This is a genomic window from Nocardia sp. NPDC050408 (genome assembly GCF_044458905.1).
Lineage (GTDB): Bacteria > Actinomycetota > Actinomycetes > Mycobacteriales > Mycobacteriaceae > Nocardia.
Window position 1 is genome coordinate 127,561 of sequence record NZ_JBITIL010000012.1, and the last position, 18,713, is coordinate 146,273.

15 protein-coding genes are annotated in these 18,713 nt (G+C 65.7%); 10 read left to right on the forward strand and 5 right to left on the reverse strand.

The window, feature by feature from the left end; translation table 11 throughout:
* Positions 1 to 86: 86 nt before the first annotated feature.
* Positions 87 to 608 carry an OsmC family protein gene (locus tag ACIBJI_RS28955; RefSeq protein WP_364347577.1) on the reverse strand — a complete coding sequence of 174 codons (522 nt, stop codon included), beginning with the start codon at positions 606 to 608 and terminating at the stop codon, positions 87 to 89.
* Between the two features lie 181 nt (positions 609 to 789).
* On the opposite strand from ACIBJI_RS28955, the gene ACIBJI_RS28960 reads away from it, so the two are divergent.
* Together ACIBJI_RS28960 and ACIBJI_RS28965 are read left to right on the forward strand one after the other, a co-directional pair.
* Entirely contained in the window at positions 790 to 999 is a 210-nt protein-coding gene (locus ACIBJI_RS28960) for a hypothetical protein (protein ID WP_364347575.1), read from the forward strand.
* A 248-nt stretch (positions 1,000 to 1,247) separates the two neighbouring features.
* A complete protein-coding gene (locus tag ACIBJI_RS28965; protein WP_364347573.1) occupies positions 1,248 to 3,257 on the forward strand; it encodes a polyprenyl synthetase family protein in 2,010 nt (669 codons plus the stop codon).
* A gap of 160 nt (positions 3,258 to 3,417) precedes the next feature.
* On the opposite strand, the gene ACIBJI_RS28970 is transcribed toward ACIBJI_RS28965, so the two are convergent.
* The gene (locus ACIBJI_RS28970; protein WP_397086710.1) at positions 3,418 to 4,533 is read right to left on the reverse strand and encodes a YbdK family carboxylate-amine ligase; all 1,116 of its coding nucleotides are present in this window, start codon (positions 4,531 to 4,533) and stop codon (positions 3,418 to 3,420) included.
* 404 nt (positions 4,534 to 4,937) lie between these two features.
* On the opposite strand from ACIBJI_RS28970, the gene ACIBJI_RS28975 reads away from it, so the two are divergent.
* The 5 genes from ACIBJI_RS28975 to ACIBJI_RS28995 all read left to right on the forward strand — a co-directional run bounded on the left by ACIBJI_RS28975 (position 4,938) and on the right by ACIBJI_RS28995 (position 9,465).
* Positions 4,938 to 5,213 carry a hypothetical protein gene (locus ACIBJI_RS28975; RefSeq protein ID WP_364347569.1) on the forward strand — a complete coding sequence of 92 codons (276 nt, stop codon included), beginning with the start codon at positions 4,938 to 4,940 and terminating at the stop codon, positions 5,211 to 5,213.
* A gap of 253 nt (positions 5,214 to 5,466) precedes the next feature.
* The gene (locus tag ACIBJI_RS28980) at positions 5,467 to 6,780 is read left to right on the forward strand and encodes an aspartate aminotransferase family protein (RefSeq protein WP_397086712.1); all 1,314 of its coding nucleotides are present in this window, start codon (positions 5,467 to 5,469) and stop codon (positions 6,778 to 6,780) included.
* Between the two features lie 56 nt (positions 6,781 to 6,836).
* Positions 6,837 to 8,369 carry a glycosyltransferase family 39 protein gene (locus ACIBJI_RS28985; RefSeq protein WP_364347563.1) on the forward strand — a complete coding sequence of 511 codons (1,533 nt, stop codon included), beginning with the start codon at positions 6,837 to 6,839 and terminating at the stop codon, positions 8,367 to 8,369.
* 13 nt (positions 8,370 to 8,382) lie between these two features.
* Positions 8,383 to 8,757 (forward strand): arsenate reductase family protein, encoded by a 375-nt coding sequence (locus ACIBJI_RS28990; RefSeq protein ID WP_397086715.1) that lies wholly within the window; start codon positions 8,383 to 8,385, stop codon positions 8,755 to 8,757.
* 27 nt (positions 8,758 to 8,784) lie between these two features.
* A complete protein-coding gene (locus ACIBJI_RS28995; protein WP_063037160.1) occupies positions 8,785 to 9,465 on the forward strand; it encodes a TIGR00266 family protein in 681 nt (226 codons plus the stop codon).
* A 214-nt stretch (positions 9,466 to 9,679) separates the two neighbouring features.
* Here the strand turns inward: ACIBJI_RS28995 and ACIBJI_RS29000 are convergent, their stop codons facing one another.
* Positions 9,680 to 10,189 (reverse strand): NUDIX domain-containing protein, encoded by a 510-nt coding sequence (locus ACIBJI_RS29000; protein ID WP_364347891.1) that lies wholly within the window; start codon positions 10,187 to 10,189, stop codon positions 9,680 to 9,682.
* 116 nt (positions 10,190 to 10,305) lie between these two features.
* On the opposite strand from ACIBJI_RS29000, the gene ACIBJI_RS29005 reads away from it, so the two are divergent.
* The 3 genes from ACIBJI_RS29005 (at position 10,306) to ACIBJI_RS29015 (ending at position 14,774) form a co-directional block, all read left to right on the forward strand.
* Positions 10,306 to 10,644 (forward strand): nitroreductase family deazaflavin-dependent oxidoreductase, encoded by a 339-nt coding sequence (locus tag ACIBJI_RS29005; RefSeq protein WP_364347554.1) that lies wholly within the window; start codon positions 10,306 to 10,308, stop codon positions 10,642 to 10,644.
* Positions 10,645 to 11,092: 448 nt separating this feature from the next.
* Complete coding sequence (locus tag ACIBJI_RS29010; RefSeq protein WP_397086717.1) at positions 11,093 to 14,362, forward strand: protein kinase; 3,270 nt, start codon at positions 11,093 to 11,095, stop codon at positions 14,360 to 14,362.
* A 241-nt stretch (positions 14,363 to 14,603) separates the two neighbouring features.
* Complete coding sequence (locus ACIBJI_RS29015; protein WP_364347547.1) at positions 14,604 to 14,774, forward strand: hypothetical protein; 171 nt, start codon at positions 14,604 to 14,606, stop codon at positions 14,772 to 14,774.
* Positions 14,775 to 14,898: 124 nt separating this feature from the next.
* On the opposite strand, the gene ACIBJI_RS29020 is transcribed toward ACIBJI_RS29015, so the two are convergent.
* Complete coding sequence (locus ACIBJI_RS29020; RefSeq protein WP_364347544.1) at positions 14,899 to 15,354, reverse strand: nitroreductase/quinone reductase family protein; 456 nt, start codon at positions 15,352 to 15,354, stop codon at positions 14,899 to 14,901.
* A gap of 57 nt (positions 15,355 to 15,411) precedes the next feature.
* On the reverse strand, positions 15,412 to 18,696 hold the full coding sequence (locus ACIBJI_RS29025; RefSeq protein ID WP_397086720.1) for a BTAD domain-containing putative transcriptional regulator: 3,285 nt from the start codon (positions 18,694 to 18,696) through the stop codon (positions 15,412 to 15,414).
* Positions 18,697 to 18,713: the final 17 nt, after the last annotated feature.

Consider the following 18,713-nt stretch of genomic DNA (forward strand, 5'->3'; position numbering starts at 1 on the left):
CGTACGGAACCCGTACTCGCGTTCAACCATTGGCCTCACACCCGCCTCATCGCGCCACGAAAACCGTCGAACCCTAGGGTCCCGGGCTAGGTAAGGACGACTTCGAGCGGCACCGCGTTGCGTACCGTATGTCCCACCGGCGAACTGGCCAGCACCTTCGCGTGCAACTGTTCGAGCTGTTCCGGGGAGGCGTCGGCGTCGATCGTCACGGTGGCGGTAATCGACTCGAAGCCCGCGTGCCCGTCGGCGAGCCCTAGGAAGACGTGCAGGTCGATATCGCCCTTCAAGTCGACGCGCAGGTCGTTGACGTGGATACCGGCGATCGTGGCGTTCGCTGCGTATCCGACGGTCAGGCAGTTCCCGAGCGCTGCGAGGAGTTGCTCTACCGGATTCGGGGCACCGTCGGCTCCGCCGAGGGCAGCCGGCTCATCCGATGGGACAGGAGCGAATGTGCGGATACTCGCCTCCGAGGCGAACGCACCCTTCCATGTCACGTGAGCCGTCCAAGTGGTTTGGGCCTTAACCGGGTCGGCCTGGATAGCCCCCACCAGGCCACCGACGGCGTCGATGTCGACGTTGTTGAGAAATGCACTGGTATCGACAGTCACGGATTCTCCCTGAAATAATGTAATTCCCTGTGCCTCATCAGTTTTTCCCTCTCATCCGGCTGTGGACAGGGTTTCGCGCAAACTGATTCAAGGCCCGAAGTGCCGTGGTCATCCCGGCGCCCTACGGCACACGGTTCCAAGAACCGTGCGGAGCCGTTCGGCACCATGACTACGGAACGTTGTGCGTACGCACGGCGCGGTCGGCGATGTCGTCGAATTCCTGCGCAGGCTCGAGCTGTGGCCGGACAGTCTCGCCGACATCGACGACGTTGCCTACCACGACGGTGTGCAGACCATGTGGACGACGGTGTTCGGCGATGACGTTACGCGGCACCGGATCCCGTCGATCCGGATCTGCGTCGTTAGCGCCAGAGTGATCTACAACCGCTGACGGTGCCGGCGATCGCCCGCGCGCTCCCGGGCGCGGCTGGTCCGCGCGCCGCGCGCCGAAACGACCAGGTAGCTGCGGCGGGCATCGGCAGACACGCCCACCCGGTGCGCACCAACATCCACGGAGACCCATCCACCGAGTATCGAGAGGTTAAAAACGGGTTGCGCCAACATTTTTCGCGTGGGGTGGTCAAATTCTCTTGATCACGGTGTTGTGGATGACCGATGTACCCAGTCAGGAGCGTGCGCGTGCCCAGTGAAATCGATTCTGCTGTTTTCCCGTATCTGGAGACGGACTTGGACCGTGTTCGCGATGTTCTGGGGCCGGTCCGGTTCCGGGGCAGGCCGGAGCTGACCCCGCTCACTGACCAAGGCCCGGATACGTCGCGGCGTCTTGTCCGGCCCACGTTGACGTTGCTGTCGTATTACCTGCTCGCTGATCCTTCGGTGCCGGCCGATGACCGGGTGGTGCAGGCCGCGGCCGCGGTGGAGTTGCTGCATCTGGGGTCGCTCTACCACGACGATGTCATCGATCACGCTTATGAGCGTCGAGGACGTCCCAGCGCCAACGCGGTGTGGGGCTCGCATATGGCCGTCCTGGGTGGAGACTCGGTGACGATGGAGGGCGCGCATCTGCTGGCCGAACTCGGCCAGCGCGAAGCTCTCGCGGGAACGAGCGCAGGCAAGCAGATGTGCGCGGGCGTGGTGATCGAGGCGGCCGACCTCTACGACCCATACCGCAGCGAGCAGTCCTACCTGGACTCGATCGACGGCAAGACCGCGGCGCTGCTCTCGCTGGCATGCCGGGTGGGTGCGATGCAGGCCGGACGCGGTGATCGGGAAGAAGAGGCACTGGCCATGTTCGGCCGGCACTTCGGGGTGGCCTACCAGCTGTATGACGACATCCTCGATTTGACCTCGACCGCCGAGGAAATGGGCAAGCCCGTGAACGCGGATCTGCTCGAGGGCATCTACACACTGCCCGTGATCCGTGCGGCCGCCCGCGACCGGGCCCTTGCCCGCCTGCTGAACAGAGCAATGACAGGGCAGGAAGCCGCACGTGCCCGGGAAATCGTCATCGCCTCCGGTACCGTCGACGAAGCACAGGCGATGGCCGATGAACTCATCGACCGGGCCGTTGGTCGGCTCGCAGTGTCGACCATTGACCCGCGCACCCGCCACGCGATGACCGCCTACGCCCGGTCCGCACTCGATCGGCGAACTCCTGCGCCGGTGGCCTCCCGGCCTTCGACGCAACCCCCAGCAGCTCATGATGACGCGCTCTCGCCGCAGGTCGCGCAATGGCTGAGGAGCTGGATGGTGGACACCGGCCTTGTCATCTCCCCGGCCGAGTTCGACCGCCACTACCGGTGGGCAGCAACGCCACGGATCCCGGCGCAGATCCTGGACGCGACGGACACGGCCCGCGCCCGAACCGCCGTCGGTCTGGGCATGCTGGCCTTTGTATGGGATGACCTGTTCGACGATCCGCAGCTGATGGACCCGCAAGCAGTCACCGCCCTGCGGCGTGGCCTTGTGGCAACGCTGCACCAGGACCCGCAGGTACCTTGGCGGCACGGTCCGATCCCGGCGGCGTGGGCTTATTTGTGGCCACGCGTGCGCGAGGGCCGCAGCGCCCGCTGGCAGGAACGGTTCCTCGACAGCCTCGAGGAATGGTTCGAAGCCGCCGAACGCGAAGCGCACCATCGCATCAACGGCTACATCCCCCCGACGGCCGACTACCTGTCGCTGCGGAGGTCGACCAGCGGGATCGACATCGCAATCGCAGGCCTGGAGGTGCACCAGGACCGAGAATTGCCGCCGAAGCTGCGCAGCCACCCCGTGATTCGCCGACTCGAGGAACTGCTTTTCATGGTGACCTGCGCGGAGAACGACGTGGTGGGGCTGGATCGGGACGAGGCCGGCCATGTCCCCTACAACCTGGTGCGGGCGATCCAGCACGAAACCGGTTGCAGCCGGGGTGAAGCCATCGAGCAGGTGCAGCGCCAGACGGCCGAGCAACGTGCCCAGATCGACGCGCTGACCCGTTACCTTCCCGCGCTCCTGCGTGTACTGCCCGGCCTGTCGGGCCGGGGGGAAGAGTACGCGGCGATCTACGAGAACATGACGAACGCGGCACTCTGGATGCGTGAGAGCGAGCGGTACACCCAAACCTCCACTTCCGCAGCACCAGACTTGGAACGCTTGCGCCGTGATATCTACTTCCTGGCTGCCGACCCGGCTCCGACCACGCCATAAGCCGCGACCGATTCTTCGGCCGCCTCTAGGTATCGTCCCTGTTTCTGACCGGCTTGCAGGAAGTGCGCCTGACGTATTCGGCCGTGCGACGCTGGTACGGCTCGCGGGCTGGGACACTGCTGATGCTCGATATCCGTGGCGGATCAAAGGAGGTGGCGGATCAATGGAATTGGGCGCACGGGCCGTTAGTCAACCGGAAGGACTCGATGAGTTCTTTCAATCCGAGCCTTGCCACGATGCGCTGTCGTGCGGCACCGGTTCCATGGTGTTCCAGTGCGGTCAGTAATCGCCAGGCAACCGCGGTGTCACCGGCTTCTTCGAGTTCGTCGGCGATCCAGTCGATCAGATTGCCCAGCATTCTCAAGGCGGGCACCTGTACTTCCTCGACGGTATCGATCGCGGGTCCGGTGAGACCGTGTCGGGCCGCTGCCCATACCGCGGCCGCACCGACTTGGTGGTCGATATGCGGGCCCTCGATTCCGGCTTCCAGTTTGGTAATTGCGGTTTGCACCAGTCCGCGGGTCAGTACCGCCTGCAGGACGGCGTCGTCGACCGTCGCGGCAGTGTCGGCGGCGCGAACTTCGACGGTCGGGTACACGTCGGAGGGGCGAGCCAGCCAGAACGACATGTGGGCGTCGATGAGGACGCCGGATTCGACGAGCGTCGCCACTCGATTCTCATAGTCGTCGGCCGATCGCGCATAAGGCGGTAAGCCCGAACCGGGGAACCGAGACAGTTCGGCGATCCGCCATGAGCTGTAGCCGGAGTCGTGACCGTCATGGAACGGCGAATTCGCGCCGACCGCGATCAGGGTCGGTAACCATGGCCGTAGATGATTCACCACAGCGACGGCCTGATCGTCCCCGTCGACGCCGATATGCACATGCGCACCGCAGGCGGTATAGGTTTGCGCCATTTCCCGATATCGGTTGTGGATACGCGCATATCGGCTGTCCTCGGTGCCGCCGCAGTGCGGGGTGGCGCAGACGGGCGCGTATCCGATCGGGAGGACCAACAGTTCGCAATCGCGCCCGGCGGTGGCGAGCTTTGCGCGGGCCGTGCTCAAATCTGTCCGCAAGGTTTGCATCGTCGTGTGAACGAGGCTGACTGACTCGATCTGGACTCGTTGTAGCTCCGGTTTGAATCTCTTGGATTCATCGGGCTCGAGATTCGTGTGCATCCAGTCGATAACCGTGTCCACTCCCACGACCGGCACTCCGCCGACGTCGAGTAGGAGAAACTCTTCCTCGAATCCCACTGTGCGCCGCTGCTGCATCGGATCTACCTTCGTCGCCCGTACTCCTGCCTCGCCGACATACCCGCGAAGAATTAGGGCAAACACCTGGCACTTGCTGCCTGCGCACACCTGACCGCAAGTTTTCCGCGATGTTTCAATCGGCCGGAGCCGGGTAAGCGGGCTGTCAGTCGGTTAGGTGAAATATGGTGCGGAGTCGGCAGGCTCGCCTGCGGGTTGATCTCACGAGCGATCCGGGGGATGTTCCATCCGTTGTGCGACGGAAGGCGAGGATCCGGACGACTTCGGCGGGATCTCGGCGGTGAGCCGTGTCCTGATCGCAAATGCAGGCAGCACGTTCAGTCCAGCACCCCGCGGATCGACACCCCGATTCGACCGTGTGCAGTGAGTCCGCACCGCTAGCACTAGGGCTACTGTATGCATCTATGGCGACCAGGGAGGTTACCGTGACGGTGACCGTGGACGACACCGAGTGGGCCGAGCTGTGTGATGCGGCCGCGTGCGCGGGCATGAACGTGCCCGACTTCCTCGCCCAGAGTGCACGATTGGTCGCGCTGAAGCCCAGCGCGGCGCGGTCGGCGCGAGTATCCCGGGAGCACCTACCGCGCGGCTCGTCGCGGGACGACAGCGAAACGGCCGCTTGGGCCGAGAGCTTCTCTCAGCGTCTGCATCACCGGGCCGATCTATTCCGCAACGACTAGACCGCCACGAGCTCGACGGCGTGCGCTGTGCGTTCCCCCGCTGCAGCCTCGCTCGGGCACTGAACAGCAGGCCAGCCGTCGCGGTCAGGCCAGCAGTGGCAGTTTCCGGCGGATTGAACTTCCGAGTCGGAGTCGATGACGGGAAAGCCTGCGTCGGGGTCGCCCGGACCGCGCCTCCAGCCGCGCAGGCGCCGCAATCGGGCTATGGTGCCAATGTGCTGTTCTATCCAGCTTCGAAGGGGGAATTCGCCCCATGATCGGGTCAGATCATGTCTTCTATCCCTGGAGCGCGCAGGCGACCCTGAATCCAGTGCCGATCGTCGGCGCGTCGGGCTCATGGTTCTGGGAAGAGAGCGGCAAACGCTACCTCGACTTTTCCTCCCAACTGGTGAATGTCAATATCGGCCACCAACATCCGGATATCGTCGCGGCCATTATCGATCAGGCACAGAAACTCGCAACCATCTCGCCAACCGTCGGCAACGAAGCGCGCAGCGAACTGGCCCGACTGATCGTGGAACGCGCACCGGGCGAGCTGAACCGGATTCTGTTCACCACCGGCGGCGCGGAGGCAGTCGAACATGCGGTGCGGCTGGCCCGCAGCTACACCGGCCGCACCAAGATGCTCGCCGCCTACCGCTCCTATCACGGCGGCACCGGCACCGCGATCGGACTGACCGGTGAGCCGCGCCGCTGGGGCGCGGAACCGACCAATGTCGACGTGGTCCGCTTCTTCGGGCCCTACCCCTACCGATCACCGTGGGGCACAAGCACTCCCGAGGAAGAGACGACGGCAGCGTTGAACCACCTGCGCCAGGTCATCGAATTGGAAGGGCCACAACACATTGCCGGGCTGATCCTGGAGACTGTGGTCGGTACCAACGGCGTACTCGTGCCGCCGCCGGGCTATCTCGCCGGTGTCCGAGCCCTGTGCGACGAATTCGGCATTGTCTACATAGCAGATGAGGTGATGGTCGGATTCGGCCGGGTCGGTGAGTGGTTCGCGGTCCAGGCCTTCGATGTCGCACCCGATATCATCACCTTCGCCAAAGGCGTCAACTCCGGTTATGTTCCGCTCGGTGGCGTACTCATGGCCGAACGGATCGCGCAACGCTACGACAATACGGTGTATCCCGGTGGACTCACCTATGCCGGACATCCCCTCGCATGTGCCGCGGGCATCGCCTCGATCAATGTCTTCGAACGCGACGGCATCCTCGACCATGTGCGCACCGTCGGGGCATATGTCCTCGGAAAAGGATTGGCGGAGTTGGCATCTCGGCATCCAAGCGTCGGCGAGGCACGCGGCCTCGGCTTCTTCTGGGCACTGGAGTTGGTGCGCGATCCACACACCCGCGAGCCGCTGATCCAGTTTGAGGCGGCTGGTCCAGCCGCCGAGCCGATGAACCGGGTGACCGCCGCCGCCAAGGAACGTGGGCTGTGGCCCTTCAATGCGGGCAATCGCTTCCAGATCGCGCCCCCGTTGACCACCTCGGCCGATGAATTGCGCACCGGGCTGGAGATCGTCGATGAGGTGTTGGAGGTCGCCGACGAATACGTGGGGTGAAGCGCATGCTGGCTGGCGGGGAGACGGCCGTTTCCTGGAACTCCGCAGGAGCTGACGTGACCGACACCGCCGATCGTCAGGAGTTGACCGCCACCGGGGCGGGCCCGCCGATGGCGACCATAAGCGTCGGTGTCATCGCCGTGGCATCCTCGGCCGTCTTGGTGTTCTCGACCAGCCGTTATGACTACTTCGGCGATGAGCTCTACTTTCTGGCGGCGGGTCGGCGGCCGTCATTCGGCTATGCCGATCAAGGTCCGGTATTGCCGATGCTGGCGCGGTTGATGGACACGATCGCACCCGGAAACTTCTTCGTGCTGCGGCTGCCCGTTGTCGCGCTGACAGTCCTCGGCATCGTGCTGTGCGCGGTGATCGCGCGCGAACTCGGCGGCGGTCCGGCGGCCCGGGTGCTCGCGGCTGTCGGCTATGCGACCTCACCGTTTCTGCTGCTCCAAGGCAAAATGCTGACCACCAACGCGGTCGACACCGTGCTCTGGGTGGTGATCACCTGGCTGGTGGCGCGTTGGGTGCGGACCCGTCGCGATCGCCTGCTGCTGTGCGCCGCACTGGTGACCGCGGTCGATATGCAGGTGAAGTGGCTGATTCCCTTCTTCTGGATCGGTGTCGCGGCGAGTTCGCTGATCTTCGGTCCGCGCGAACTGGTGCGGCGGCCGCTGCTGTGGCTCGGCGGTGTCATCGTGATCGTCGCGACCGCGCCATCACTGATCTGGCAGGCGCGCAATGATTGGCCACAGCTGTCGATGGGCCAGGTGATCAGCGGTGAGCAGGGCATACTCGGCGGCAGGGCGCTGTTCGTACCGCTCGCGCTGCTGCTGGCCGGGTACCTGGGTGCGGCGCTGTTGATCTATGGCGTGTGGGCGCTGATGCGTAGTTCTTCGCTGCGGCCGTACCGGTTTCTCGGCGCGTCTGTGCTGATACTCGTCGCGGTCTTCCTGGTGATCGGTGGCCGGATCTACTACGTCGCCGGAATGTACGGTGTGGTGCTCGCGGCGGGCGCGGTCGGTCTCGTCGAACTCGCGGATCGCCTGAATCCCACACCGAGACGGTTGGCGACCGGGGCCGGTGTGGTGCTCGCCGCCGTGACCACAGGCTATGTGCTGTGGTCGACGCCGTGGCGCGATGCCGCGCACGTCCGGCCACCCGTCGATGACGCCGAGGCCGCCGTCAATATCGGCGTCTACGGCGAATTCGGTTGGCCCGAACTGACTTCCGCCGTCCTGCAGGCCTATGAATCGCTCACCCGGGCCGAACGCGCCGACGCCGTCATCGTGACCGACACCTACTGGCAGGCCAGCGCCCTGGACCAATTCGACCGCGATCGCCTCCCACGGATCTACAGTCCGAGCCGCGGTTTCGGCTACTTCGGCATGCCACCGGACAATGCCTCGGCCGTGATCGCTGTCGGCGTGAACGACGACTTCCTGCACTGGGATTTCGACCACATCGAACCAGTTGCCAAGGTGGACAGCCGAATCGGCTATCCGGGCAACAGCCAGAACGTCATCGTGTGGAAATGCACCGGCCTGCGCTACCCGTGGTCCCAGGTGTGGCCGACCTGGATGCACCTGTAGGTACGCTGCGACCATGACATCTGGGCAAACCGAGATCTGGCACAACCCGCAGTGCAGCAAGAGCCGCAATGCCACCACGCACCTGGAGGAGGCGGGCGTCGAGTACAAGGTCCGGCGCTATCTCGACGATCCGCCGACCGCGGCGGAATTGCGGACGGTGCTGCAGCGGCTGGGCGCCGAGCCGTGGGATATCACCCGCACCGGTGAACAGATCGCCAAGGACCTGGGCATATCCAGCTGGGGACGTACCGCGGCCGACCGGGAGCGCTGGATCGAGGCATTGGCGGCGAATCCGAAGCTGATTCAGCGGCCGATCGTGCTCACTCCCGACGGCGGTGCGGTCGTCGCGCGCGATGCGAAGGCCCTGGAATCGCTGGACCCTTCGTAGCCGAAATAGCCGGTAGGGTCGGCATTTATGAAGGTACAACTGCGTCATAGTCCGGCCTCCGCGGTCGCGCGGTGCTTCCTGGCCGGCGGGGAGCCGATGCGGGTCGAGAGCGGCGCCATGGTCGCGCATTCGGCGGGAGTTTCGTTGCAGGCCAAGGCCGAAGGCGGCATTCTCGCCGGGCTGAAGCGTTCGGTGCTTGCGGGCGAATCATTCTTCGTCTCGACCTTCACCGCACCGCCGCAGGGCGGTTGGGTGGATGTGGCGCCCGCACTTCCCGGCGACATGCTGAACCTGCAGATCACCCCCGATCGGCCGTTCTTCATCAGCCGCGGCGGTTGGATCGCGAACTCGCACGGCGTGCAGGTGGAGGGCAAATGGGGTGGTTTCGCGAACCTGTTCGGCGGCGAGGGCGGCTTCGGTCTGCGCGCGCACGGCGAGGGTGAGGTGGTCGTCGGTGTGTTCGGCGCGATCGATGTGATCGATCTGCAGCCGGGTGAGCCGATCACCATCGATACCGGCCATGTGGTGGCCTATGACCTGGCCATGAACTTCACCATCCGCCGCGCGGTATCCGGGCGCTCGATCCAGTCGCTGAAGTCGGGCGAAGGCTTCGTCTTCGACTTCACCGGGCCAGGCCGGGTGCTGCTGCAGACCCGCAATCCGGGCGCCTTCGCCGCCTGGGCGGGCTCGGTGGCGTCTTCGGGTTAGTCACCCGTTTTCACGACCCTCTTACCTGCTGGACACCTAACTCATGCAGAATGCAAATTTCATATCGGGTCCAGCAAGGGAATGTACATGGAGCTCCTCGAAGTCGTCGCGAACCTCTTCACCCAGGTCATGGGTGCTATGAGCGGTAGCGCCGCCTGACAGAACGCAGGCTCGTCGGCCCATCAGGTCCCCGACCTGGTGGGCCGATGGCGTTTCAAGCCAGCAGCTGATCGGTGAGGATGCGGGTATCAGGGACGAAGGCCCAGGACGGGTCGGCCAGGTGCGCCCGCAGTTCGGCATCGGTCCACCACCAGCCGTCAACGATCTCCTCGGGTTGGTGCCGGATCGGCCCGTCGTAGCGCAGCTCGTAGGCGAACAGATGACAGCGCATCGGGGCGCCCTGCCAGACGCCGTCCCAGGAGGCGCTGGCCCGCAAGGGGAGCGGTGGCGCATCGTCGGGCAGGACGATGCCGAGTTCCTCGGCGAGTTCGCGGACCGCCGTCTGTGCCGGGGTTTCACCCGGATCGACGACACCCCCGGCCAGGCAGTCGTGCATACCGGCGAAGACCATCTTGGTACCGGTGCGGCGGTGCACATAGACGCGTTCGCCGTCGCCGGAGCGAACGAGTACGCCCGCACTGGCATGCCAGATGCCGTCGCGATAGACGGTGGTTCGGTCGGCCGCGCCGACTTCATGGCCCGCGGCGTCATAGACCGCGATCATCTCCGACTGAGGGTGTCCGAACACCGCTCGAGAGTAACCTGATCTCCGCACGCCACCCTGAGAGAGGACCGCCCCAGATGGTGCTTCCGCGCACACTGGCGAAATTGAATCGGCACGTGACGAACCCGATCCTCGGCCGTTTGGCCGGGAAAGTGCCCCCGATGAGCATGGTTGTCCACAAGGGACGAAAATCCGGGCGTCCCTACAGAACTCCGGTGTGGGCGTTCGAAAACGACGGTGTATACCGGATCGCGCTGACCTATGGCCGCGATGTGGACTGGGTCAAGAACATCACGGCCGCAGGCGGTTTCGAGCTCGAGGCCAAGGGCACTGTCGTGCTGCTCATCGATCCGGTGGTGGTGCACGATGCGTCGGCTGGGTGGGCGCCACTCGGTGTTCGGCAGGCGCTGAAGGTGATGTCGGCGACGGACTACTTGCAGGCGCGTCCGGCTTAGCAGTCTTCTTCTTGACGCTGAAACCCCTTGTCCGCGTGGACAAGGGGTTATTCAGGTGCTCGTGCGGGTCGAGCACCGCCCAGCTCCTGAACATAGCGAGACCTCGGCCCAGCTGGTCTTTCGCACCACCGGAGATCGAGGGGAGAAAGCGCCCCGCGTGCGTGCCCGAGACGGTCAGTCGCCAGTACTCGGTTCGGCGCCCTGCACCGCCAGGGGATCGGTTGCGTCGTTCTTCGGCGGCGATCGGCGCATGGAATTGTCCGGCGCGCCGGCGCGGTCCGACGGCAAGGCGGGTAGCCGTCTCCGGTGATTGCGGTCGGTGTCGCGCTCTGTGCGCCTACAGCGATATTCCTCTGTCGATGTTCTTCGGCGATACGCTGGCATTGGCGAAAGGTGAGTGCATGTTGCCTGGTGTCCGGAGAGATGCTGGTCGGATCACACCCGGCCGATGACAGATGATCCGCTGCAGACGCGCCGTGAGGCGATGACGCCTGCCACGGCGGAGTTGGCTGCGGTTGGTTTCGAGGACGCCGTGGAAATCGGACACGGCGGTTTCGGGGTGGTGTATCGCTGCACGCAGCCGAGGTTGGATCGGACGGTTGCGGTGAAGATTCTGACCGCGGAACTGGACGAAGACAATCAGGCGCGGTTTGTTCGGGAGCAGCACGCGATGGGCCGGTTGACCGGGCATCCCAACATCGTCACCGCGCTGGAGGCCGGTACCACCGAGAGCGGGCGGCCCTACCTGGTGATGCCGTATCACCGGCTGGGTTCCCTGGATGGCTGGATCCGCGAGATTGGTCCCCTTCCTTTGGAGCGGGTGGCGCAGATCGGGGTGAAGATCGCTGGTGCGCTTGCCAGCGCGCATCGTCTCGGTATCGTGCATCGGGACGTGAAGCCGGGAAACATTCTGCTCACCGAGTACGGTGAACCAGCGTTGACCGATTTCGGTATCGCCCATATCACCGGTGGGTTCCAGACGACTGCGAGTGTTGTGACCGGATCGCCCGCGTTCACCGCACCGGAGGTGCTCGAGGGTGGCGATCCGACCCCGGCCGCGGATGTCTATGGACTCGGCGCCACCCTGTTCTGCGCATTGACCGGGCATGCCGCGTTCGAGCGTCGTAGCGGTGAGAAGATGGTCGCGCAGTTTGTCCGGATCACCACCCAGCCGGTGCCCGACCTGCGGGAGGACGGCATCCCCGAGGACGTGTCGGCGGTGGTGGAGACAGCGATGAGCCGCGACCGCAAGCAGCGGCCGGCGGCAGCGGCGCTGGGGGAGACATTTCGGCAACTGCAGCAGCGCCACGGGTTCGCGGTGGGCGAGATGGCGGTGGGGGGCGAACCGAATCTCGCCGATTCCGACCAGAAGCCACCGGTGCGGGCAGCGCGCAAGCCGACGGCGGCTAGCCGGGACCACAGTGGCAATCTGCCGCTCGAGTTGACCAGCTTCATCAATCGGCGCACCGAGGTATCGGAGCTGAAGAATCTGCTGTCGAGCGCACGGCTGGTGACGTTGACCGGGACCGGGGGTGTCGGCAAGACGCGACTGGCGCTGCGGGCCGCATCCAGTGCGCGACGTGGTTTCGCCGACGGTGTGTGGTCGATCGAGTTGGCCGAAGTGTCCGACCCCGCGCTGCTGGTCGATGTGGTGGCGGCCACCCTCGGTGTGCGCAACGAGTCGGCCAGTCCGTTGCTCGAGGTTCTGATCGGCTTCCTCAGCTTGCGAGAAACACTGCTCGTGGTGGACAACTGCGAGCAGATCGTGGATGCGGTGGCCAAGCTGACCGAGACGTTGCTGCAGACTTGTCCGGAGCTGCGGATTCTCGCCACCAGCCGCGAACCACTGAACATCGCCGGGGAAGCAGTGCTGCGGGTGGCACCACTGTCGGTCCCGGACCCGGACCGGGAGCCGACCCTGGCCGGGCTGCCCGGTTTCGATGCGGTGACCTTGTTCGCCGACCGCGCCGCGGCAGCAGTTCCGGGCTTCGAACTCGATGAGGACAACAAGGCCGCCGTCACCGGGATCTGCACCCATCTGGACGGGTTACCGCTGGCCATCGAGCTTGCCGCGGCCCGAATGCGCACGATGTCACCGCAGCAGATCCTGGCCCGGCTTACCGATCGGTACGCGCTGCTCACCCGCGGCAGTCGCACAGCCCCGACACGGCAACAGACGCTGCGATGGAGTATCGACTGGAGCTACGGGTTGTGCAGCGGGACCGAACAGCGGCTGTGGGCCCGGATGTCGGTGTTCGCCGGCAGCTTCGAACTCGACGCCATCGAGCAGATATGCGGCACAGACCTGGCAGCGGATACGCCGCTGGATGTGCTTTCGTCCCTGGTGGACAAGTCCATCCTGATCCGGGAGGAATCCGATACTGTCGTGCGTTTCCGGATGCTCGAGACAGTTCGCGGCTACGGCCGGGAAAAACTACGAGAGTCCGGCGAAGATACCGAGCTGCGCCGACGCCACCGCGACTGGTATCGGCAGTTGGCGTTGGACGCGGAAGCCGGGTGGATCAGCGACCGCCAGCTCGACTGGATCATCCGCCTCGAACACGAACTACCCAACCTGCGCGAAGCGCTCGAATCCTGCCTGTCCGAGGACACCCAGGAAGCAGCTGAAGCAGGGCTGCGCATCACAGCCGCACTCTACGATTTCTGGAGCTTATCCGGTCTGTATGGGGAAGGCCGATCCTGGATCGACCGCGTTCTCGCCCACCCCGGCGCGCAACCGGTACTCGACCGCATCAAGGCGTTCTGCGTCGGCTGCCAACTGGCCGCGCCGCAGGGGGATGTCCAGTCCGCGGCCGCCCTTCTGGAGCAGGCACGAGTGCTCGCCGAACAGGCCCCCGCCCCCGCGATCCAGGCGCAGATCGCCTACGCGACCGCCCTTCTCGCACTCGCTGGCGGCGAAACGGCCAACGTATCGTCCTCCCTCGAACATGACATCGAGACACTCAGCTGGGACAGGACGGGCGCTCTGTACATCGGTACCCTGACCATCCTCGGCTGGGCATATGAGCTACGCGGCGACATGACTCGAGCAACCGAGCATTACCGCCGGGTATTTTCCATCACCGAAGCGCAGGGCGAACTGCTCTATCGTTCGGCTGCGCTACGCGGCTTGGGCGTGGCCGCATGGCAGCAAGGCGAGCGGGACAAAGCCCAACAGCTGCTCCAGGAAGCGCTGCGAGTCAACCGGCGGCCGAATAGCCCGGTGCTCAACGCGTTCAGTCTCGAGGCCCTGGCCTGGACTGTCGCCGACCAGGGCGACGCCGATCGCGCGGCCGTGCTGCTGGGAACCGCGCAAGGAATCTGGCTCGTAGGAAGCAGTGTTGGAGCTGTCTTCCCGGACATAGCGCGCTTTCACGAAAACTGTGAGCAGACAGCGCATCGCACCCTCGGCACCCGCGCATTCGATGCGGCCTTCCGCCACGGTCAGGCGATGGGTATCGGCGCCGCTGTGGCGTACGCGCTCGGCGAACAGCCCGCCGGTACCGCGCGCGCATCCACGAAATTGACCAAGCGTGAGCGGCAGATCGCCGACCTCATCGCCCAGGGACTCAGCAACAAGCGGATCGCCGCCAAACTCGTGATCTCGCAACGCACCGCCGAAGGCCACGTCGAACACATCCTCACCAAACTCGGCTTCACCTCACGCTCACAAATCGCGGCCTGGATCGCGGAGGAAACCAAACAAGCGAGTCCGTGACCCCTGCCCGACATCCGGCTTCTGCGCCGGTGATATCGCGGCGCGCTGTCGGCGAACCTGGTGCAATAGCCAGTGCGCTGTAACCGATGGTGTGTACCTCTCGGTTACAGCGCAAGCGTTTCGGTCCCGCCGTGTGATCGCCTAGCCGGGAAACCGGGTTCGCGCCTGGCCCTGCACAACCGGAACGGGCCATGCCATGCTGGTCGAGCCGCTGGTCCGGTCGCGAAAGAAGAAGCGGCACGTGACGAACCCGATCCTCGGCCGTTTACGACTGGGAATCAATACCCCTGTGGTGCTGGACATTCCGGGGCGCTCATCCGACTGGGAGGCCGGCGCGGGAATCGAGGAGATCGCACGTATCGCCGCGACCGCGGACCGGCTCGGGTACCACCACCTGACGTGTAGGCATTGACCCGGTCGCCCTGCTACTCCGCAGAGCAGTGACACTGTGGCTCACGCAGGTCGATGCCCGCTGGTGCGTCTACACCATCGGTTACCGGTTGCCGGCCCGTGCGTGCCGGTGGGGGCGACGGCTATCAGATCGGTCGAGTGTCGATCTCATCGGTGATTGGTGTCAGGGTGACCAGAGGTATTGTTCGGATGGTCATTTCCTGATAGGCGGCGTAGCCGGGGTGGGCTGCGATGACGTCGGGCCAGAGCTTGTCCCGGTCGGTCGATGACAGCACGCGAGCGGTCATCGGCCGTTTCGGGCCTTGCTCGAGTGAAACCTGGACTGTGGGGTTCGCGCGGAGGTTGTGCAGCCATGCCGGGTCGGTGGGATCGCCGCCGCGGGAGGCGACGATGACGATCGTGTCGCCGTCGATGATCGGTGCGGTGAGGATAACGGTGTGCGGTCGCCCGGATTTACGGCCGATGGTGGTCAGCGTGATCGTCGGCATGCCTTTGAAGGTTGTGCCGAGGATGCCGCCGCTGAGCTTTATCACGGTGCGGTGGAGGGTGTTCAAGGTCTTGAGTTGACGATCGGTCGGCATGGCGGGCGCTCTTTCTGCTGGCTGATGAGTGATCTGCTACCCAGCTTCCGGGCGCGACTAGTAATCGACTTGTAAACCGATTCGATTGTGCACGGCGGTGATCCACTCCCGGCATCCGCAGCGGCGGGCCAGGCGGTCCGCGACGGCGTAGTGCTCGGCCGCCTGGGCGGGTTTGCCGAGCAGCGCCGCGAGGTCGCCGAGCACGGTGTCGACCGGTCCTGCGGCATGTGCACCGGTGTCCGCGCCGGCGATCTGACCGGTGTAGGTGCGCAGTTGCTGGTACACCTGCGCTGCCTCGGTGTGTTGTTCGAGTCCCGTGACGGCCATGCCGCGCACGGTGAGGAACAGCGAACGGAAGAAGTCGGTACGCAGCGGGTGGCGGGCCTGCGTCGCTGCTCGTGCGCCGTCCCGGTCACCGGTCGCCAGCAGTGCCAACGCGAGCGGGTCGACGACGAGGTCGGCGCCCGAAGTTTCGAGCTGCGTGAACATTTCGGTGAACAGAGGTGCGAATTCGCCGACCCGGCCTTGCGTGAGACGGATGGTGAAGAGGGCGATCAGCAGGTTGCCGCCCGAATCGAAGACTTTGTGGCGCATGAACAATTCGTGGGCCTGCTGATAATGTCGTTCCGCCGCTTCGAGATTCCCCGTCAGGTGGGCGATCATCGCGCGGCCCATGGTGTTCGCGGCTTGGGCTTGACGCCACTGGTAGCGGTCGGCCAACAGTGTCGCGGCCGCGAGTTCGGTATTCGCGCGGTCGATGTCGCCGCGGGCTGCGGCCACTTGGAGTGCGGCGTTACGGCCGATCAGCGCGAAGGCGGGGAAATCGTTGTCCTCGCCGAGGCGGATCAACTCGGTGGCGAGCCGTTCCCGATCGGCGAGCGGAATTGATGTGTCGTACACCGAGGTCCGCGCCTGCAATGCCAGCCCGAGCAGTCCAGGATCGCTCAGTCCACGTGCCAGCGCTTCGGCTTCCTCGGCCGCCTCGCGCGCTCGTTCGTGCAGCTCTCCGCCGATCTCGCGGACGAGCGCGACGAGCAGCCGGCAGCGCGCTTGCGGTGTGAGCCCGGGTGTCCGCAGCGCCTCGTCGATAGAGGCAACCACCCGCTGGTCGACGGACCCGTACGCGCGGTTCAGCCAGGGAGTCGGCGTGTCCCATGCGGTGAGCGCCCCGACGAGCAATTCAGGCGTGTCGGCCGCCGACACTGCACGGTCGCGTGCATCGCGAGCTGGCAGGCCGGCGCCGGCCGCGAGGTGGCTCCTGCTCATACGCGAAAGCGCGGCGACCCGCTCGGCCGTCGTGTCCGCGCCGGTGATCCGTTCGAGCGCGATGACGGCGCGACCGTAGTTTTCGGCCGCGACATCGTGGACAAATCGGCGTTCGGCCTGTTCACCCGCCGCGCGAGCGTAGTCGGCGGCCCGCCGTGCCGTCGCCGCGGTGAGCGCCTCCCCGAAATGGTGCGCGAGCGCCGACAGGTCGTCCGGCGCGGCCCGCTCGACCGACTCGGCGATGCGCAGATGCCAGCGGCGTCGCCGTATACGGGACAGGTCACCGAGCAAGGTGTCGCGGACCAGCGCGTGCGTGAAGCGCGCGTAGTCGGGACCCGGTTCCTCGAGCAGTCCGGCGAGCACACCCGCGTCCACGGCATCGAGGACCTTATCCTGGTCGATTTCGGCCGCGCCGATCAGCACGTCGATGTCGAATTCGCGCCCGATCACCGCGGCGAGACGCAGGACCGACACGCTGACCTCGGGTAGCCGTGCAAAGCGCCGGCGCAGCACGTCGCGGACGCCTTCCGGTACCTCAGAAGTCGCCACGAGCGCGCCCTCACTGGCAAGTAGACGAGCACTTTCGGTGAGATAGAAGGGATTTCCGTCGGTGCGTTCGGCCAGTGCCGCGATCGTTGCCGGCTCGGGATCGTGTCCCGACACCGACCGGATAAGAACCGCCGCATCGTCGAAACCCAGGCCGCGCAGGCGTATCCGCGTTGCGGTCGCGGGGGCGAGCGAGGCGAGCGCGTCTTCTAGGGGCATTCCGATCTCGTCGGGACGGTAGGCGATCACGATCAGGATCGAGGCCGATTTCGCCACGCTGCCGAGCAGGGCTACCGTCTCGGAGTCGCCGCGGTGCAGGTCGTCGAGAAACACCGCGAGCGGTTGCTGCCGCGCCGCGTCGTCCAGGTACGCACCGACGGCGCGATGCAGCTGGAACCGCCCGACCGAGACATCGGCGCCGAATTCACGGCGTCGGTCGGTGAGCAACGGCTCCAGCGGCTCGGCGTATCGGCTGGGATCGACCGTGCCCGCGAGCTCGCGCAGGGCTTCCACCCAGGCCCACGCCGGTGGTGCGCCGTCCTCCTCGGGACAGCTGCCCGTGACCACGCGCCAGCCACCGGCCGCCAGCTCTGTCCGAAACCGCTGCAGCAAACGGGATTTGCCGCTACCGGCTTCCCCGATGACAGCCGCTACACGAGGTGCGCCGCCCGCCCGCGCCGCCCGCCGCAGCTCATCCAGTTCCCTTGTCCGGCCGACGAATTCGGAATGCAACGGGTCCAGCGCGGGTGTCGGCGACGGAAACGAGACCGGTGCGGGTAGATCGACGGGGATGCGTTGCGCCAGCAAATCGGCTTCGAGCCGCACCAGGGCCGGGCCGGGGTCGATGCCGAGTTGGTCCGCGAGCACCTCACGGGCGGCACGCAACGCGGCGAGCGCGTCCGCTTGCCGCCCCGCATGGAACCGTGCCAGCGCCGAAATACGCCACGCCTCCTCGCGCAGCGGATGCGTGCTCGTCAACGCATCGGCCTCCGCGGCAGCCGCCGTCGGGTCGCCGAGTTCGACCAGTGTCGCGGCCAGTCGCTCGCGCGCGGCCAGGCGCAGTTCCTCGAGTCGGTTCGCCTCGGGCTGCGCCCACGATTCGTCGCTGAACTCGGCGAATGCCGGGCCGTGCCATCGGCTGAGCGCCTGTTCGAGACTGCGTCGTCGTTCTGCGGGATCTGTTGGCGCGCTGCGTAGTTCGGTCTCGAACAGCCAGGCGTCCACTGCCTCCGGGGCGAGCCGCAACGCGTATCCCGGCGCCTGGCTCACCAGCACGGTGGCCGGCGAGCGGGGCAGCCGATCCGGCTCGAGGAGCTTGCGCAAGTGCGAAATGTAGGCCTGCAACGCGCCGAGTGCGCGCGGCGGCGGCTCACCACGCCACAGATCGTCGATCAGCCGGTCGATCGGCACGACCGCGCCGCGGGCAACCACCAGAAGGGCGAGCACGCCGCGCTGGCGTGGGCCGCCGAGATCGACACTGCCGCGCTCGGTCTGCGCGGCCAGCGAGCCGAGCACCTGAATCCGCACCATGACCGGCCAAGTCTATT

Excerpts from the sequence above, each read along its gene's own strand:
- ACIBJI_RS28990 (WP_397086715.1), top strand. The coding sequence starts at position 8,383 with ATGACATCTGGGCAAACCGAGATCTGGCACAACCCGCAGTGCAGCAAG.
- ACIBJI_RS29010 (WP_397086717.1), top strand. The coding sequence starts at position 11,093 with ATGACAGATGATCCGCTGCAGACGCGCCGTGAGGCGATGACGCCTGCC.
- ACIBJI_RS28980 (WP_397086712.1), top strand. The coding sequence starts at position 5,467 with ATGATCGGGTCAGATCATGTCTTCTATCCCTGGAGCGCGCAGGCGACC.
- ACIBJI_RS28995 (WP_063037160.1), top strand. The coding sequence starts at position 8,785 with ATGAAGGTACAACTGCGTCATAGTCCGGCCTCCGCGGTCGCGCGGTGC.
- ACIBJI_RS29000 (WP_364347891.1), bottom strand. The coding sequence starts at position 10,189 with ATGATCGCGGTCTATGACGCCGCGGGCCATGAAGTCGGCGCGGCCGAC.
- ACIBJI_RS29025 (WP_397086720.1), bottom strand. The coding sequence starts at position 18,696 with ATGGTGCGGATTCAGGTGCTCGGCTCGCTGGCCGCGCAGACCGAGCGC.
- ACIBJI_RS28970 (WP_397086710.1), bottom strand. The coding sequence starts at position 4,533 with ATGCAGCAGCGGCGCACAGTGGGATTCGAGGAAGAGTTTCTCCTACTC.
- ACIBJI_RS29020 (WP_364347544.1), bottom strand. The coding sequence starts at position 15,354 with ATGCCGACCGATCGTCAACTCAAGACCTTGAACACCCTCCACCGCACC.
- ACIBJI_RS28975 (WP_364347569.1), top strand. The coding sequence starts at position 4,938 with ATGGCGACCAGGGAGGTTACCGTGACGGTGACCGTGGACGACACCGAG.